The 19170-nt window shown below is 35.8% G+C and carries 14 protein-coding genes; 10 read left to right on the top strand and 4 right to left on the bottom strand.

The window, feature by feature from the left end; translation table 11 throughout:
- Window positions 1-221 precede the first annotated feature (221 nt).
- Window positions 222-1115: an alpha/beta fold hydrolase gene (locus tag BC008_RS27075; RefSeq protein ID WP_027845016.1), complete on the top strand. Its 894-nt coding sequence runs from the start codon at window positions 222-224 to the stop codon at window positions 1113-1115.
- A gap of 189 nt (window positions 1116-1304) precedes the next feature.
- A complete protein-coding gene (locus BC008_RS27070; RefSeq protein ID WP_082650627.1) occupies window positions 1305-2834 on the top strand; it encodes a protein kinase domain-containing protein in 1530 nt (509 codons plus the stop codon).
- 197 nt (window positions 2835-3031) lie between these two features.
- Here the strand turns inward: BC008_RS27070 and BC008_RS27065 are convergent, their stop codons facing one another.
- Entirely contained in the window at window positions 3032-3709 is a 678-nt protein-coding gene (locus BC008_RS27065) for a PEP-CTERM sorting domain-containing protein (RefSeq protein WP_027845014.1), read from the bottom strand.
- A gap of 748 nt (window positions 3710-4457) precedes the next feature.
- On the opposite strand from BC008_RS27065, the gene uvrA reads away from it, so the two are divergent.
- The 5 genes from uvrA (at window position 4458) to BC008_RS27040 (ending at window position 12751) form a co-directional block, all read left to right on the top strand.
- Complete coding sequence (uvrA, locus tag BC008_RS27060; RefSeq protein ID WP_027845013.1) at window positions 4458-7370, top strand: excinuclease ABC subunit UvrA; 2913 nt, start codon at window positions 4458-4460, stop codon at window positions 7368-7370.
- Between the two features lie 393 nt (window positions 7371-7763).
- Window positions 7764-8498, top strand: a complete 735-nt coding sequence (locus BC008_RS27055) for a dienelactone hydrolase family protein (protein WP_027846653.1) — start codon at window positions 7764-7766, stop codon at window positions 8496-8498.
- 120 nt (window positions 8499-8618) lie between these two features.
- Window positions 8619-10094 (top strand): sensor histidine kinase, encoded by a 1476-nt coding sequence (locus tag BC008_RS27050; protein WP_058183999.1) that lies wholly within the window; start codon window positions 8619-8621, stop codon window positions 10092-10094.
- Between the two features lie 180 nt (window positions 10095-10274).
- Complete coding sequence (locus BC008_RS27045) at window positions 10275-11426, top strand: CapA family protein (protein WP_027846654.1); 1152 nt, start codon at window positions 10275-10277, stop codon at window positions 11424-11426.
- Between the two features lie 713 nt (window positions 11427-12139).
- The gene (locus BC008_RS27040) at window positions 12140-12751 is read left to right on the top strand and encodes a TVP38/TMEM64 family protein (RefSeq protein WP_058184000.1); all 612 of its coding nucleotides are present in this window, start codon (window positions 12140-12142) and stop codon (window positions 12749-12751) included.
- Window positions 12752-12793: 42 nt separating this feature from the next.
- Here BC008_RS27040 and BC008_RS27035 read toward each other — a convergent pair whose 3' ends face one another.
- The 3 genes from BC008_RS27035 to BC008_RS27025 all read right to left on the bottom strand — a co-directional run bounded on the left by BC008_RS27035 (window position 12794) and on the right by BC008_RS27025 (window position 15429).
- Window positions 12794-13522, bottom strand: coding sequence for a diacylglycerol/polyprenol kinase family protein (locus tag BC008_RS27035; RefSeq protein WP_027841469.1), 729 nt, complete (start codon window positions 13520-13522; stop codon window positions 12794-12796).
- Between the two features lie 215 nt (window positions 13523-13737).
- Window positions 13738-14166 carry a DUF2358 domain-containing protein gene (locus BC008_RS27030; protein ID WP_027841468.1) on the bottom strand — a complete coding sequence of 143 codons (429 nt, stop codon included), beginning with the start codon at window positions 14164-14166 and terminating at the stop codon, window positions 13738-13740.
- A 111-nt stretch (window positions 14167-14277) separates the two neighbouring features.
- Window positions 14278-15429: a glycoside hydrolase family 10 protein gene (locus BC008_RS27025; protein ID WP_027841467.1), complete on the bottom strand. Its 1152-nt coding sequence runs from the start codon at window positions 15427-15429 to the stop codon at window positions 14278-14280.
- Window positions 15430-15510: 81 nt separating this feature from the next.
- Here BC008_RS27025 and BC008_RS27020 point away from each other — a divergent pair, with 81 nt between their 5' ends.
- From BC008_RS27020 to BC008_RS27010, 3 genes are all read left to right on the top strand, one after another.
- The gene (locus BC008_RS27020; RefSeq protein WP_201026178.1) at window positions 15511-16368 is read left to right on the top strand and encodes an alpha/beta fold hydrolase; all 858 of its coding nucleotides are present in this window, start codon (window positions 15511-15513) and stop codon (window positions 16366-16368) included.
- A gap of 101 nt (window positions 16369-16469) precedes the next feature.
- Window positions 16470-16748 (top strand): DUF2470 domain-containing protein, encoded by a 279-nt coding sequence (locus tag BC008_RS27015; protein WP_027841465.1) that lies wholly within the window; start codon window positions 16470-16472, stop codon window positions 16746-16748.
- Window positions 16749-17665: 917 nt separating this feature from the next.
- Window positions 17666-19117 (top strand): SLBB domain-containing protein, encoded by a 1452-nt coding sequence (locus BC008_RS27010; protein ID WP_027841464.1) that lies wholly within the window; start codon window positions 17666-17668, stop codon window positions 19115-19117.
- Window positions 19118-19170 lie beyond the last annotated feature (53 nt).

Genomic DNA, 19170 nt, shown 5'->3' with positions numbered 1-19170 from the left:
AAGTGTAAGAAGTGTAAGAAGTGTGTGAAGCGCGGGAAGTAGCGTAAGGGTAAATACTAAAAATTGCAATTGAAGCTTAAATTTAGGATTTGATATTACCCAATCCCCATATGGCTAACGCCACGCTATGCTAACGCCGTTAGGCGCGGGCTCACCCCAATCCCCAATCCCTAATCCCCAATAAATACTAAGATATTAAAAAAGCTTTATGAATCTTAACAATGACTGTAACTACACAGCACCTTTCAACACAAGATTCCTTTGAAAAACTATTTTGGACTTGGAAAGGTTACAAAATTCAATACAGCGTAATGGGTTCTGGACAACCCTTGGTTTTAGTACATGGTTTTGGTGCTTCTATTGGACATTGGCGAAAAAATATTCCAGTGTTAGCCAATGCTGGCTATCAAGTCTTTGTCTTAGACCTTTTGGGTTTTGGTGGTTCGGAAAAAGCAGCAATTGATTATTCAGTAGAAGTATGGGTAGAACTACTGAAAGATTTTTGGGAGCAACATATTCAAGAAAAAGCTGTATTTATTGGTAATTCCATTGGTGCACTTTTAAGCTTAACCGTAGCTGCAGAACATCCGGAAATTACTGAAGCAACAGTACTCATTAATTCTGCAGGAGGTTTGAGCCATCGCCCCCATGAATTAAACCCACCCTTAAGATTTGTTATGGGAGCTTTTAATAAGTTAGTTAGCCATCCAATAACAGGCAAATTTGTTTTTAATAATATTCGTCGTAAATCTCAAATTCGTCGCACTCTTTACCAAGTTTATCGTAACCGAGAAGCCGTCACCGATGAACTTGTAGAAATGCTTTATCAGCCTTCGTGCGATCCCGGAGCAAGAGAAGTTTTTGCATCAATTCTTACTGCACCTCCTGGACCTTCTCCTAATGATTTGCTACCAAAAGTAGATGTACCATTACTGGTTATTTGGGGTGCAGAAGATCCCTGGACGCCGATTACCGGAGCCAAGATTTATGAACAAGCAAAAGAAGCTGGAAAGCAGATTAGAATAGTCCCTATTTCTGGCGCTGGTCATTGTCCCCATGACGAAGTTCCAGATATTGTCAACCACCAAATTATAGAGTGGCTAGAATCTTTATAACTTTTTTGTAAACTACTCATAAAAAATGCAAAGATGTAAGAATTTTCTTATTATCTATACATCTTTGCGCTAGATTCACATTGTCGTTGAAAATAATTTATATACCCCAGACAGAAAGAATATTAAAATTTATTTGAATATTAATTATGGTTAATAGTTTTGTTTGTAAAAATGAAATAATTCAGTGATATGTCCGATAAATTTTATCATAATTTTTCCAATAGCAATCATCAAAATCAAAACAAAAATCAAAATGATCAAAACAAAAATCAAAGTAAAATAGATGGAAGTTTTCGTAAATATCCATACTTCTCTGTTAACGGCTATGAAGTTACTCAAGAGGTAGGCTGTAATCGAGAAGGAGGACGCATTACTTATATTGGAAAGATGACAAAATCTGGGATAGATGTGGTCATCAAAGAATTTCGTTTTGTTCAGAAAGACAGTAATTGGTCTGGCTTTAAAGCTTATCAACAGGAAATAGAAGTTTTAAAACAGCTAAATCATCCACGAATACCTCGGTATTTAGATTCTTTTGAAACTCCGGAGGGTTTTTGCCTTGTTCAGGAATATAGAAACGCTTCTTCTTTAGAGGAAAAAAATAGTTTTACTACAGAAGAAGTAAAAAAGATTGCAATCTCAATTCTAGAAATATTAGTTTATCTCCAGGAATTCAATCCACCAATTATTCATCGAGATATTAAACCAGAGAATATTTTAATCGACGAGCAATGTAATGCTTATTTAGTTGATTTTGGCTTTGCACGTCTACAAAATGAAAACGTTCCTCTGAGTGGAATTGTGGTTGGAACCCCAGGTTTTATGGCACCTGAAAATATTTGTGGTTATACCCTAACTCAGGCATCAGATTTATACAGTTTAGGAGTTACTTTAATTTGTTTATTAAGTAATACTCCTTCAATTGAAATTGGTAAATTAATGGATAGCAACTATCGTTTTGATATTGAAAAGTTACTACCAAAAATTACAAATAAATTTGCTAGATGGTTAACAAAAATGGTAGAGCAAAATATCGAACGCCGCTATCCAAATGCGGCAAAAGCTTTGAAAGAAATAAATTCTATAAATACTGTTGTTCGTTCTCAAAATAAAACAATATTAGCCAGCGTTATAAATAATAAAAAGCGACTAGCAATTTTTGGTATTCTTGGAATTGGGACTATAATAGCTAGCAATTTTACTACTTTCAAGTATGAGAAAAATCATTCCTTGACTCAACTACACAAAACTAAAGAGTGTCAGGCTTGTAACTTATCATTTGCTTACTTAGCATCTACTAATCTAAATGGTACAAATTTAGAAAACGCTAATTTAGAAAATTCTAATTTAGAGAATTCACAACTAAAAAATGCCAATCTGAAAAAGATTAATCTCAAGTCATCCAATCTTGGAAGTGTAAACCTAGAAGGTGCAAATCTTCAAGGTGCAAACCTTGCACTGAATAATTTGGTAGATGCAAACTTGCAAGGTGCAAATCTAGAAGGTGCTAACTTGGAAAATTCCAATTTGGTACATGCTAACCTTGAAGCGGCTAATCTTATGAATAGCAATCTTCGGAATTCCAACCTGTGGGGAACAAATCTTAAGGATGCAAATTTAAAGGGTGCAAATTTAAAAAATGCTAATTTAACCGGTGCTAATTTAGATGGTGCTAATTTAGATGGTGCTAATTTAGACGGTGCAATTATTGCAAGATAGTCGTCCCAAGATGGTAATTAGTGTTAGCGCAAGCGTGACGCGTTAGCATTCGCCGCTCGCGGTGCGGTCTAGCGGGACACGCAAGTGTACACAGCGTCATATGGTAATTGGTAGCAATTATTTAAATTTGTATACTTAAATTTGTAAGTAAAATTTGTAAGCAAAATTTGTAAGCAGCGCTCAATAAAGAGTGACTATTATTTTTTAAGCCTTAACTTTTTCTCACCGTATTTGCGCTTCATCCAATATCCCATAGTTCCTGCAATTGCAGTACCAGCTAAACTCAAGGGTTCGGGTACCGCTTTTTTGTCTGGAGGTATATCATTATTTTTATCTCCGCGCTGAAAGTCATTGTGAATTAAATTTTGCTTTTTATCACCATCTCTAAGCATATCTGCTAAGGTTATTAGCAATGGCATGTAGCACAGCAATGAAGATTTTTCAGAATCGGAATCATCCTCATCCTCAGAAGTATGGGCATATAAGCATAAAGATATCATTGCTCCCACTGGAAGAAGGGTACCTAAGCTAGTACCACCATCATCACCAAAATTTTGCAGATTTCTGACCAAATCTTTAGCAGCTATATTCTCTTGATTTTGAATACCTTGCTTTATGCTATTTCTATTATTGCGATCGCGAGATAGTTTTTCTTCCGATTGGGAATCTCGATTTAAAGAGTTTTGTTGTAGTTGCAAAACTATTTCTGTGATGTCTTGTCTATTCTCAGAAGCAAACTCTTGCTCTAGGTTAATTTGTGCTGCTTGTACTGATAGGGTTGGTATACCGCAAAAGCCTACAAAACAGATAGCAATAGTTAAATTTTGCTTACTAAAGTTCTTCAAGGTGGTATTAATATTTTTGAGATTCATCATTTGATTAAAATTTGAAAGATAAGCGTGCAGATATAGCAAAATACTCTGCTAATTCGAGCAGCTAAGACCGATAGATATGCGTAAATGAATTACCTGAAAATCCTTGTCGAAAAGTTACTATGTCTTGCAATATGCTTCACTAAAGATTTCCATATGATGGACTGCGGGTAGAAAAGAAACTCCCAGATAACTAGTAAGCAATAACAAACCTAGTTATAATCAATCCTTTGTGATGTATATTACTTTTAAGTAAACCAAAACTGCAGTAAGTACACCCTTGACTTGAAGTGTATGTCAATCAAAACTCTGAGTACACAAAAAACGATGTGTTTTAAGTTACTTTATACTTAGGATGGCAATATAAATCCTAAAATGTAAAGCTAATTTAGTTTATTTACAGAATCATTACATTTACTTCTTCGTCATATATCAAGCAATAAATCTTAGAACTAGGAATTTATCCTAATTAACCCCACTGTTAAAATTTTTGACGATATGAATTTTTCTTGAATTTTACTGCCTAAGAGTAGTTTGTGTGAACTTATTAGATATTGTTTCTATTTGAGTAGGTTAATATTATTTGTTTTTTAAAGTATTATATAAAACCCAAAGATAGTTAAGAGCTTATTATTCTATATCAATAACGATATAAATATATATTTAAGCAATAGTACTATTGTTCTGGATTTAAAGGTTGAACAGTAGTATTATTAAGGATTATTTTCCGCTGCTCCTTCACTCTGTTGATATGTCAGAAACCAAGCCTACTGTTTCCTTGAACGGACATCTTCCCCATCTGCATCATAACGGTCAAAATACTATCCGCATTCGGGGTGCCAGACAACACAATCTTAAAGATATCGATCTAGAATTGCCAAGAGATAGTCTGATTGTTTTTACAGGCGTATCAGGTTCTGGTAAATCTTCTTTGGCATTTGATACGATTTTTGCAGAAGGGCAGCGTCGATACGTAGAATCCTTGAGTGCCTACGCACGGCAGTTTTTAGGACAAATGGATAAACCGGATGTGGAAGCCATTGAGGGGTTAAGTCCGGCAATTTCTATCGACCAAAAATCTACTTCCCACAACCCCCGTTCAACCGTGGGAACAGTAACCGAAATTTATGACTATCTACGATTGTTATTCGGAAGAGCAGGGGAACCCCATTGTCCAATTTGCGATCGCTCTATTGCTCCACAAACCATAGATCAAATGGTAGATCGAGTAATGGCTTTACCCGATCGCACCCGTTTTCAAATTTTGGCACCTGTAGTCCGGGGTAAGAAAGGTACTCACCGCAAATTAATCTCGAGTCTTGCTTCTCAAGGTTTTGTTCGAGTTCGAGTTGATGGTGAAATCAGAGAATTATCTGATTCCATTGAGTTGGACAAAAAATATACCCATACCATTGAAGTAGTCATTGATCGCTTAGTGAAGAAAGATGGTATTAATGAGCGCTTGTTTGATTCCCTTTCTACTTGCTTGAAGCAATCTAACGGAATTGCAGTCATTGATATCAATCCTTCGTCAAAGCCAGAAGAGAAAGATAAGGAAAAACAGGAATTAGTATTCTCCGAAAATTTTGCTTGTCCCGAACATGGTGCAGTAATGGAGGAACTATCACCGCGTTTATTCTCGTTTAACTCACCTTACGGTGCTTGTTCTCACTGTCATGGTTTGGGTACTCTCAAGAGGTTTTCCCGAGAATTGGTAGTCCCAGATCCAGATGCACCTGTTTATGCTGCGATCGCTCCATGGTCAGAAAAAGATAATTCTTACTACTTGGAATTGCTTTACAGTTTGGGACAAGAATATGGGTTTGAATTACAAACACAGTGGAACAAGTTAAATGAAGAGCAACAAAGTGTAATTCTCCATGGGGAAAAGGAGAAAAAAACTACAGAAGAACAAAAAGCACAAAGAATATTCAAAGGGGTACTCCCCATATTACAGCGCCAGTATGAAGGCGGTACGGAGATAATTAAGCAAAAATTAGAGCAGTATTTAGTTGACCAACCCTGTCCGGTTTGTCATGGAAAACGCTTGAAACCAGAAGCATTGGCTGTTCAGTTGGGACAATACGGGATACTAGATTTAACTAGTGTTTCCATCCGAGAATGTCAACAAAGAGTAGACGATCTCAAGTTGAGTCCGCGCCAAATGCAAATCGCCGATCTGGTGTTACGTGAAGTTCGGGCTCGGTTAAAGTTTCTCCTCGATGTTGGGTTAGATTATCTGACACTAGATCGCCCAGCAATGACCTTATCTGGTGGTGAAGCTCAGCGAATTAGGTTAGCAACACAAATTGGTTCTGGTTTAACTGGAGTACTTTACGTATTGGACGAACCAAGTATTGGTTTACATCAAAGGGATAATGGTCGCTTACTACAAACCCTGAAAAGATTGAAAGATTTAGGTAATACCTTAATCGTAGTCGAGCATGATGAAGAAACTATCCGTACAGCAGATTATATTGTTGATATTGGTCCGGGTGCAGGGGTTCATGGTGGAAAAATTACCGCCGAAGGCGATTTACAATCATTATTAGATGCGAAAGAATCCCTAACTGGGTCATATTTATCGGGACGAACAGTAATTGAAACTCCAGTTCAACGTCGGGAAGGAAATGGAATTAGTTTAATTCTCAAAAATGCCTGTCGCAACAATCTGAAAAATATTGAAGTGGGAATTCCTTTAGGTAAACTCGTTGCTGTCACTGGTGTTTCTGGTTCTGGTAAGTCTACCTTAGTAAATGAATTACTTTACCCCGCACTGCAGCATCACCTCACCAAAAAAGTCCCATTTCCTAAAGATATAGAAAGCGTTCAAGGACTTAAAGCCGTTGATAAAGCAATTGTAATTGACCAATCCCCCATTGGCAGAACTCCCCGTTCTAACCCCGCAACCTACACAGGGGTTTTTGATGCAATTCGCCAAGTTTTTTCCGAAACAATTGAAGCTAAAACTAGGGGTTACAAACCGGGACAATTTTCCTTTAATGTCAAAGGTGGACGTTGTGAAGCTTGCGCTGGACAAGGTGTAAACGTAATTGAGATGAACTTTTTACCCGATGTTTACGTGCAGTGTGAAGTATGCAAAGGTGCCAGATATAATCGCGAAACCTTACAAGTTAAGTATAAAGATAAGTCGATTTCCGATGTCCTCAACATGACAATTGAGGAAGCATTGGAATTCTTCCAAAATATTCCCAAAGCAGTTAACAAACTACAAACATTACTTGACGTTGGTTTGGGATACATGAGATTGGGACAACCTGCGACAACTTTATCTGGTGGTGAAGCACAAAGGGTGAAACTCGCAACCGAATTATCGCGTCGTGCGACAGGTAAAACACTTTATCTAATTGACGAACCAACCACAGGTTTATCTTTTTATGACGTACACAAGTTACTAGACGTTTTGCAAAGGCTAGTAGATAAAGGTAACTCAGTTTTGGTTATCGAACACAACTTGGATGTCATTCGTTGTTCTGACTGGTTAATAGATCTAGGACCAGAGGGTGGCGATCGAGGTGGTGAAGTGATTGCTGCAGGTACACCTGAAGATGTTGCAAAAAATCAGAGGTCATATACAGGAAAGTATGTGAAACAGGTTTTGGCGCAATATCCAGCGAATAAAGCAGCAAGTAAGGTTGGGTAACAGTAACGGGCGAAGTTTTCTAGCCGATGGTGAGTTAATGTTTGTATGTCGTGTTGCAGTATGGGTGAGTCAATTGTGCGTTATCTAAAGTTGCACGATCGCTCTTCTGCTTCACTAGAAAAATAATACCAATTTATTTTAAGATTGCGACACTTGGAACGCAGCAAGCCGAACGCTTACAAAAGAAAGGGAACAGCGCGATACCCCGCAGGTTGGGAAAGAGTCGCAAGACAGGGAACGAGGAACAGTAAACTAATGTGTGGCGTTGTTTTTTGAAATTGGTATAAAAAGATTGAAAAATAAAAAGTAGTTCTTGTCTTAGACTGCAAACAGCATGATAAAATCTAAAATCTGAAAACCCGTTAGCTAAAAGGCTTTCACAGGAGTGATGATATGCAAATCAAACAGACAGAAGTAATGATTTCCACTCCTGACGGAAAAATGCCTGCATTTTTGTGTGCACCCACTGAGGGTAATCGCAAACCAGCAGTCATTCTCCTCATGGAAGCATTTGGCTTAACATCTCATATTCGAGATATAGCAGCCCGAATTGCGAAAGTCGGTTATGTTGTCATAGCTCCAGATCTGTATTATCGCGAGTTGCCGAACAACAAATTTGGTTACGATGAGCTTGAACCAGCGAAGGCGATGATGTGGCGTCTTGATTTTGATAAGTCTGTAGAAGAAGATATTAGAGCTGCTTTGGCTTATGTCAAGTCATTACCAGATGTTTACCCCGATAAGGTGGGAGTGACTGGATTTTGTTTGGGTGGTGGACTAACTTTTCTTACCGCTTGCAAGTTGTCGTCCGAAATAGCTGCTGCTGCACCTTTCTATGGTGTAGTTCTTGATGAGTGGATCGAGGCAGTGAAAAACATCACTGTGCCTGTATACTTGTTTTTTGGTGGTGTCGATCCATACATTCCCCTCGAACGAGTTAAACAAATCGAATCCCGGTTCCAAGAAGTTGGTAAGGAAGCTGGTAAAGATTATACATTAAAGGTTTATTCTGATGCTGACCATGGATTTTTCTGCGAAGAGCGTTCTTCTTACAATCGCTCAGCAGCAGAAGACTCTTGGCGAGAAGTCACTGAGTTTTTCAATAAACATCTGGGGAAAATTGTTTAGTGTTACTAAATGAGTCAATATCCCAGACATAAGTCCAAAATTCATGATGTTGTTTGCAGCCCAAAATAGGTATGATATTTTTCTGTCCTTAGAGTAATAACAGAGGACTAGAAAAGCCTAATGAAAGATTCAAACAAACATCAAAATTGGTTTGTGTTAGTTGGTTCCGTCATCATCGGATTCGTTGCAACTGCTTGTATTATTGGTCTCAACCAAAATGCAAAGCAGCATAAACATGCTGAAGGACTGATGACAGCAATTGAAGGGCAACTTTACAAACTCAGTGCTGTAGAATGGGAGGCAATAGCTAAAGCAAAATTTGATCGGGAAACACAGGAAAAAGTTAACACAATTCGTCAGAACATCTCAGAGTTATTCCTAGAAATTCAATTAAATCATTCCACTCAACCAAAACTTTCCAAACTGATTAATTCTTATAACGAGTACAATCAATTTTTAGACCAGGAATTTGAGTTTCTTAAAGTTGGAGAAGTAGAAAAAGCAATTGCTATTGATGAAGAAAAAGTCGATCCAAAGTTTGATGAAATTTCAGAGCAACTAGATGTATTAAGCTCCTCTTATAAAAGCAACTTTGAAGCCGTTTATCGAAATGCTAACATTGGCACAGGATTTTCCTTAACTTTAGCTGGAATTACCATCGGCTTATTATTTTGGCGTTATAATTACCGCTTATGGCAGAGCAATAATGAACTTAACCGTACCTTGAAAGAACTCCAAGCCAGTCAAGCTCATTTAATTCAATCTGAGAAAATGTCCAGTTTAGGGCGAATGATTGCAGGAGTTGCTCACGAGATCAATGGTCCAGTCGGTTTTATTCACGGTAATTTAAACTATATTCAAGATTATATCCAGGGTTTGTTAGGTTTAGTGCAGTTGTATCAGCACCACTATCCCAATCCAGTTTCTGAAATTCAAACCGAAGCTGAAGAAATCGATCTGGAGTTCATTCAAAACGATCTACCTAACATCCTCTCCTCAATGCAAATGGGTAGTCTTCGCATTTGCAAAATTCTTTCGTCTCTACGTAATTTCTCCTATCTGGGTAAAGCCGAAATCAAACCAGTTAATATCCATAAAGGACTTGACAACACTCTGGTAATTTTGAACAATCGTCTCAAAGCTCAACCAAAACGACCAGAAATTCTGGCGATCAGAGACTACGGTACTCTTCCAGAAATCGAATCCCATCCGGGGTTACTAAATCAAGTGTTTATGAACATTCTTAGCAATGCTATTGATGCTTTGGAAGAGAAAATTGAGAAACAAACACCTCAGGAGCGTCAAGAAAGTCCCAGTTATATCAAATTAAAAACATCTCTAATCAACGACCAGTCAGTGCAGATTGCGATCGCAGATAATGGTCCTGGTATACCTCAAGAGATTCAACAATATATCTTCGAACCTTTCTTTACAACTAAATCTATTGGTAAGGGAACAGGAATAGGAATGTCCATCAGCTATCAAATTGTAACTGAGAAACATGGGGGAAAGTTAGAGTGTTTCTCTGAATTTGGAAATGGAACAGAGTTCGTAATTCAAATTCCTGTTCGACAGACAGTCGGTGGTAGAAGCTAACGAAAAACTAACGAATCGTTGAAATTTTGCTGTATTCTTATACAGTATTAGGATAAAATCGTACTTTGTCAGAGATTATCCTGAATTACAGAATAATTAAAAGTATCAAATTACATATAATCACCATTGGTGCGTACTGATCCCCTAGCTAGATTGAAGCTACATTATGAGGGATAACCTATGGTGGGAAGAAATTATGGAAGGTGCTTATCCATAATCATTATTCTATGTGGCGGGTTGTGTGCAATCTTTAGTATTGGATTACTCAGTCATTTACTTAAACTGCAAGCATCCCATGAAACCCGAACTAATAAAAAATCTATTTATTCTGTAAAATATAAATCCGTTGTATCTGAAAATAAACCCAAAAAAACAGTTATCATCCAAGCGGTCGGGGACATTATACCCGGAACCAACTTTCCCGATCACCGACTACCACAAAATAAAAATCAGTTAATACCTCAATCGGTAAGAAAGTATTTCAAAAAAGCAGATATTCTTTTCGGTAACTTTGAAAGCAGTCTAACCAATCATCCTTACAGCGCTAAAGATATTAGTCGCGGTCAAGTTTTTGCTTTTCGTTCTCCTCCTGAATATACCAAATTATTTACTGATGTTGGATTTGATATTTTTAACATTGCAAATAATCATTCCTTAGATTTTGGTAAAATTGGTTTTCAAGATACAAATAAGAATCTGAATAATGCTGGGATAAAAACTTTAGGTCATAAAAATCAAATTCTAATTTTAGAAAAGAATGGTATTAAAATTGCAGCAGTTGGCTTTGCTCCGTATGAATTTTATAATTCAATTCACGACCTCAAAACTGCCACAGCATTAATTCAAAAAGCAAGCAAAAAAGCAGATATCGTAATAGTTTCAATGCATGCTGGAGCAGAAGGGACTCAAGCATTACACGTAAAAAACAAAACAGAAGTTTTCTACGGAGAAAATCGAGGTAATTCCATCAAGTTTGCTCGAAATGCAATTGATGCGGGTGCAGATTTAGTCATTGGACATGGTCCCCATGTTCCTAGAGCAATGGAGATGTACAAAGGAAAGCTAATTGCTTATTCTTTAGGAAACTTTTTAGGTTACCGTACTTTATCCACAGTCGCTCAAACTGGTTACTCAATGATATTGGAAAGCAAGCTCGACTCAAAAGGAAAACTAGAGTCAGCCAAAATTATCCCTGTGAGGATGAGTAAACAGGGAATTCCATACATAGACCGACATTTCAATACAGTCAAACTAGTACGTTACTTAACACATCAAGATTTTCCCAAAACCCCACTAAGAATTAAAAGAACAGGAGAAATTATCTATAATTAAATAAAATTTTGGTCACTCGCTCCGACACTCTAAATTTTTTACTTTAAACTTTAAAACTTTAAACTTTAAGTAAAAACAGCATAATATTATACTAGTATCGGCGTTGGTGAGTGCGTAATGCTTTTGGTGCAAATATCTACGAAAAATTAATGTTTCAATAACTTAATTTCTTGATTAGCATTCTCTATTCAGCAACGCCCTAATATCTATTATGTTAATCTACTATACTTAGTGTTATATTTCTGAATTTGTACGTTTTTGATGTAGTGGTTTAATTCTATTAAACATATATGAATATATTATCTACAAATTATACTTCAGTTGCATAAGCATAACTAAATACACTTTTTAAAGTGCATTAGTAAGTTAATAATAACTCGCTTTAGAATGCTCATACCAAATCGGATTTTTAAATATACTGTATCGGAATTTTTCTATACCTTCTACACATTATACATTTTCCAAACTATTCCCCTCATTCTTAAAAGAGGTAATAAACATGGGTTTAGTACCAAAAGAGGTAATAAACGTGGGTTTGGTATCAATTGTGTACCTAAGGGGAAATTTGCTTAAATAAATAAAATTAATATAATCGAAATTAGATAGTAATTTAAATTATACAGCAAAGGGAGTAGGACTCATTTTATAATGGTATTAATTTTATAATTTCGTTTTACTTGGTTATTGCTAACGTAGATAATAACTTCATGTCGATGAATTTCAAATTTAAAATAAAAAAGATATTCAGATTAATCAAAAAATCTAACTTTAAAAAAATATTATTCCCGATTATATTTGCAGTATTTATCTATATCTTAATAACCGTTGGTTTAAAATTTATAGGTTTAGAAAGAGCTCAAATCTGGATAAAAAACACAGGTAATTGGGCTCCAATCTTGTTTGTTATCTTATGTATAATGAGTCTGGTATTAGCTCCCTTAAGTGGTAGTTCGCTATTTATTACTGGGGGTACACTATTTGGTAAAGAATTTGCTTTTATACTCAGTTTTGTGGCTTCAATTATTGGATGCAGTATTAACTTTTGGATCTCAAAAAAATTTGGTCGCCGGGTAGTGTGTCATTTTTTGGGTAAAAACAATTTAGGAGAATTAGATAAATTTATTTCTAGACTCAGAAGCAGGCATAGTATCCTGTATATAACATTTATTATGCCATTATCACAGGATATTGTCAGTTATGCTGTTGGTTTAACCAAAATTAAGTACACCCATTTCCTAATATCTTTAATCTTCAGTGCAACTGTGGTAGTTGGAGGCTATATTTATATTGGGAGTAGTTTGTTAGAAGTTTTAATTAGCAATTAACTATTAAGTTTTACTATTGACTTTTATAATTAAAAATAGACTTTAAATCAATAAAACAGATAGATTGTTAATTAACAAATATACAAATATCACAACTATCGGTATCAAAATATTATCGACTTCCTTAGGACTAAAAGCTTCTGTAAGAGTTGCAATAATACTCACAATTAAAATTTGGATTATATCTAGTTGATTCGGTAAAATTAACCACACAAAAAATATGCTTGCAGCGAAAGCAAAAATCAACATTGATAAACTTCCTTCTAGGCTTTTGTCGCTAAGAATTTTATACTTTAATCTTCCATATCTTGTTCCAATAATTGGTGCGATACCATCACCCCAAGCAAGAATTGACATTGCTACAATTCCTGGAATTGTTTTATAAAATAAAGTACCGCAAATAGTCGCCACAATGACAAAATAAAGTGGACCTTTTAATAGTTCACTCCGATCGCCATTACGAGTCATCGTTCTCACAGCTTCATCATCTTCATCTGCAAATAATCCCTTAAAGATAAGTAAGAATATCCAAACAATAAAAATAGCTACATTTAAATATTTAGACCAGTGGGAATCATCATAGAGAAACAAAAATCCAATTATCGACCCAGCACCGATATGGGTGATCTTACGACTAATATCTGTTGGTAAAGCAAACTTAGTAACGTAATAATTGAGCAGTGCAACTAAACCAAAAACATAAATAAATGTTAATGCTGTTACTACTAAATTTCCTAAAAATGGATTTAAACCTAAAAAACCAAACAACATCAGTAAATCAAATCTTAATGTATATTTATATTTTAAATATCAAAAAATATTGAATTATTTGTTTATGATTCTGTATTTATTCATTGGGGAATAATTTCAAATACGATACTAAATTACATCATACGTACATAGTATTTTTAAGAAAACTTATTTTTAGAGAAACTAAATATTAGTTATTTAAGTTATATGAAGTGATATTGATCCATGTAATAACACTAACTATTTTTAGGCAAAAACTGTCGCAGAATTTCCGTTGGTTTGCTTTCCCAAGTATCGATATGTTCAAATATTAAACCTTCAGGAGTAAGCTTATAATTCGAGTAACCGTCAAAAAGCATTTCTGCTTTCCAAGGAAGTCTTAAGTTTCCACGGACCGTCCATTTTGCCACAATCATATCTTCAGTCGATTGATATACATCATGCAAGTTAAAGTTAATTTTTGTGAAGAATGCTTTTGCATGAAATCTGAGAGTCCAATAGACAATTCTATATTGAAATTTGCCTGTATATTTATTTATTGGATCTTGAAAATAAATATCTTGAGTGTAAATCTCATAGCAAATATCCTGTTCAAAAAGTTTTGGTAAATCCTGCTTTAAAGTGGATATGACTTTTTGAATCTGGGACTGGTATTCAAGTTGCATTTACTAAAAATTGTATTTACTTGTATTTATTTAAACGAAGTAGTAATTAACTGCCTTAATCAATAGATATATTATTTTCAATAGTTTACAGCACTTTTATCTGGTGCACATTTAAAATATATTTTCCCATAATTTAAGCAAGTTGATTTTTTTCTTCCGTACACTATGGTTAACTGGATTATCTTTTAATTCACTAAGAGTTGGAAATCTAGCTGTTTCAGAGTAGCCATGGGAATATAACACTTTAGCCAGGGCGTCATTATTTTTTCGCAAACCTTCATAGAAAAAGAAAACTTCCCCTAAAACTCCACAATAACGGTTATATTCAATCATTTTGATTAAATTTTCCGAACTGATCAAATAAGAACCAACTTTCATTAAGATTCCTGGTGCTAACTTTAATTTATTTTGACCTCTAAATTGCTGGGCTAATAATTTATCGATCGCACATTTATAAGCAAGAAAATCTCTACGGTAAAGCTGTGGGTGGATAATATCAACCACTTCTTTTTTTAACCAAGTTTCAGAATCTTGTAAATATTCTTGAAATCCCCAATGATGTATATTGGGAGCCATTGAAACCAGCAAATGAGAATTTACGGATTTTACTTCTCCATATAGACGCGATAAAAACTCAGTCAGAATATCAGCTCGCCATTGCAACCATTTTTTATCCTTGGGGTTGGATGGTGGATTTGTACCAAACTGTTTATAGTAAAGCTGGACTGTCATGGAATCGTAACCACCTTCACAGGGTAATGCAGGTAAGCGGTCGTCTCCTTGAATACCATCAATATCGTAGTTTCTGACAACTTCTAAAATCAAACTTAAAATAAAATCTTGTACTTCTGGGTTTAAAGTATTAAGCCATTCAAAACCATTTTTTTTAAGTAGATTACCCCGACAATCGCAAGCACCCCATTCTGGTTTTTTCTGAATTAATTTACCGCCATTCAAATTGTAAGAACTAGCAAATCCATATTCAAACCAAGGAATAACTTTAATATTTACCTCATGAGCTGCATTCACTATTTCCGCTAAAGGGTCACGTCCTTGATATCTGGAGTCAATTTCCCAGCCAAAAGTTTGTTGCATTACCTTTGATGGATAAAGAGTCGCAGCTTTATTCCAGACAACAGGAAAGACTACATTAAACCCCATTTTTGCTAGAAACTCTATGGCTTCAACTATAGTCTCCTGAGAAGATAAAACGCTGCTATCAGTATTAGTAAGCCATACACCACGAATTGCTATTTTAGTCATTTTTTGTATATCAAAGTATCCTTTCAATAAACACTTTAGTTATACTTTTCAAGTAATTTTATTTATTCACATAATATATCAATGTCAGAAAACTCTTGGAAGCACGAATATATCACCACTAACAACATCAAACTACATTACGTTACCCAAGGTAGTGGTCCTCTGATGTTAATGTTGCATGGATTTCCTGAATACTGGTATTCATGGCGACATCAAATTCCAGAATTCGCTCGGGATTATCAAGTGGTAGCTGTTGATTTACGGGGATATAACGATAGCGATAAACCCACAAAGAATTCAGCATATGTGATGAATGAATTTATCCAAGATATCAAAGGAGTCATCCAAGGCTTAGGATATGAAAAATGTGTACTGGTTGCTCATGATTGGGGTGGAATTATTGCTTGGAATTTTGCTTATACTTACCCTGAAGTGCTTGAAAAACTAATTGTCCTAAATATACCTCATCCCGCAAAATTTATTGAAGGTTTATGGACTTGGAAACAGTTACAAAAAAGCTGGTATGTCTTTTTCTTTCAACTTCCTTTTTTCCCAGAACAATATTTGCGGGCTTCAAACTATCAAAAAATCGAAGAAATATTTGCAGGTATGGCGATCGACAAAACAGCTTTTCCCCCAGAAGTTATAGAAGCTTATAAACAAGCTGCAGCAAAGCCAGGTGCTTTAACAGCAATGATTAATTATTACCGCAATGGTCTTGATTTAAAAAGTCGCGGTCGGAGTTGGGATATTTTATCAGTACCAACACTAATGATTTGGGGAGAAGAAGATACTGCTTTAGGTAAAGAGTTAACCTATGGTACAGAAGCTTATGTCAGAGATTTTCAGATTAAATATATTCCCAACTGTAGCCATTGGGTACAACAAGAACAACCCATATTAGTAAATCAGTACATGCGAGAGTTTTTGGGAGTTTGATTAAGATTGCGCTATGCCAAATTTAGAATCACTTTTACCTCAAAATTATGCTTAACTGAGTAATGTTTAGAGCCAGCTAAATTTAACCATCAGAAAAAATTATGTCTGCTGAATTTTCTCATGAGGTCAGTTCCCGTATTTGCAAACACATGAATGAAGACCATGCAAATGCTGTACTATTGTATGCTCAACATTTTGGTGGCGTAGCAAATGCGACAAAAGCTGAAATGTTAAAAATTGATTCTGTGGGTATGGACTTAACAGTGCAAGTTAGTGAAGAGACTTTACCCCTACGTATTGAATTTGACCATAACTTAGTTGATTCAGAAGATGCCCACCATACATTAATCGCTATGGTAAAACAAGCAAGGACAAGCTAAACATCTGCTGATAAAATTTGAGATTCATATTAAAAACTCTCAGAGAATAATTGACTCGTAATCATAGCCTATTATTTATGGAGATGTAGCAACACTTACCCTAAATAGTTAAATGCTTTTTATTCGTAGAATCCTTCTATTTAGGGCTCACAATTAACAATCATAATTGTAATTAGTTCATATTAACTTAATAAACAACAAAACATTTATACACCCACAACAAGCTATATTTGAGTTCCAAACAAACTCTCTTTTTGCTTGACCTAATATATATTCACAATAAATATATTCACAATAAGAAACTTTTAATTTATTCCAAGCATCCAAATTAAGGATTAGGATATGTGTAAATTTCCTACACTCAGATTTATGCAAATAATCAAGACGATATCAGGTTCTTAAATATTTCTGCTGTTTATAAGTTTCTTCTTCTACCTGATATTTCTCATGAATTGCGTGTATCATTACTGTTTACTCCCAACAGATAATTACTACTTCCACAAATAAATAATTGGGAGCATCGACAACTAGGAGAAATTCTACAACATATATAAATAGGATAACCTGAATCGTTGGTGATTAACTTTATTTTTAAAGATTGCAAAATAATTACTTGACAATTTTAAACGATTTATTATTTATTAATTATAATTCTTCATTATCTTCCTATAACTTAATCTATTTCTTATTGCTTATAAATGTAAATTCTGCCACCATAAAATATAATTTGATATGTTTTAAGCTTATGTAGTCTTCAAGATAAATTTAATAAAATTTCAAGTTCAATAAACGCACTACTTCCTGAGAAATACTATCTTTTTAAGAAGATAAGAATGGCGAGGAACTTGATATACGTAAGTATAGTCCACTTTAGAATGTTCAAATAGTACATCATACAGCTCGGTAACAGGTAAATAATGTATAATACGAATTTGTTAAAAAGAATCTCTCAACCAGTTGCAGGTTTTGCTTTTCTTGTTTCTGTAGGAACTGCTTTACCATCTGTAAGTCTCGCCCAGGAAACAACTAATCCTACCGCTACAGCTGCACAATTAGATAACACTTATACTTTGGGAGGCGGCGATCGCATAGCTGTAAATGTACTAGAAGTTCAAGAATATAGTGGTGAATATCAAATTCCTCCTGGTGGAGCCATAAACTTACCTTTAATCGGTAGCGTACCAATCCAAGGTTTAACTACAGAACAAGCAGCAGATTTAATTGCAGAAAGATATAGGGTTTTTCTCAAACGCCCAATAATATCAGTTAATCTCTTATCTCCTCGTCCCATAAATGTTTTAGTTTCAGGTGAGGTAACTAGTCCTGGAGCCTATACCTTAAGTTTACAAGGAGGAGCAGGTGACAACCCTGGGGTACAATACCCAACAGTACTAGCAGCACTACAAACAGCCCAAGGGGTAACAGCAAGCGGTGATATGGCTGAAGTGCGGGTAACGCGGCGTATCGGAAATAACAGAACGCAGACTGTTAACCTTAACTTGAAAGATTTGATCCAAAAAGGTGTAGCACCATCAGACATTACCTTACGCGATGGGGACAAAATTCATGTTCCCACAGCTACTAATATAGACCTTGCAGAGGCGCGTAATTTAGCAGCTGCTAACTTTGCTGCAGATCCTAGCAGACCTCGGAACGTAGCCGTAATCGGCGAGGTAGTTCGTCCTGGTTCATATTTAGTCACTTCCGGTGCAACGCAAGGAGGACAAAATAATCCCACTGGTGCACCTGGGGTTACAGGACAACCAACAATCATGCGCGCGCTTCAACTTGCAGGGGGAGTTACTCCACAAGCAAATATTCGGGATGTCAAAATCCGAAGATTAACAAGAACCGGTAAAGAGCAAGTTATAAATCTTAATCTTTGGCAGCTACTAGCTAGCGGAGACATAAGTCAGGATCTTCTTCTCCAAGATGGTGATACAATCGTTTTTCCTACAGCAACTGAAATTAACCCTGCAGAAGCTACTCAGTTAGCAACTAGTACTTTAGCTCCATCACAAATTCAAGTTAGTGTTGTTGGTGAGGTCAAAAGTCCGGGAGCAACAAACCTTCGACCCAATACTCCATTAAATCAAGCGATTTTGGCTGCAGGTGGATTTAATGATTCCAGAGCAAGAAGAGGTAGGGTTGAACTAGTTCGTCTCAATCCTAACGGTAGTGTCACCAAGCGGAAAATTAAAATTGATTTATCTGCTGGAATTAATGAGAAGACTAATCCCATTCTCCGTAACAACGACGTTGTTTTAGTGCGACGCTCTGGACTCGCCAAAGTCACTGACCCATTCCGTCTCGTTGCTGGTCCATTGGGTACTATCGTGAATCTAGTTCGCTTCATTACCAATCCTTAAATTTATTAACGCTGATGGCTAATAAGCGCGCCCCAAGCAAAGAGCATGGTGTT

This window comes from Mastigocoleus testarum BC008 (genome assembly GCF_001456025.1).
GTDB classification, from domain to species: domain Bacteria; phylum Cyanobacteriota; class Cyanobacteriia; order Cyanobacteriales; family Nostocaceae; genus Mastigocoleus; species Mastigocoleus testarum.
Note: the sequence above shows the minus strand (reverse complement) of the source record. Positions and strands in the feature narration are given on the sequence as shown.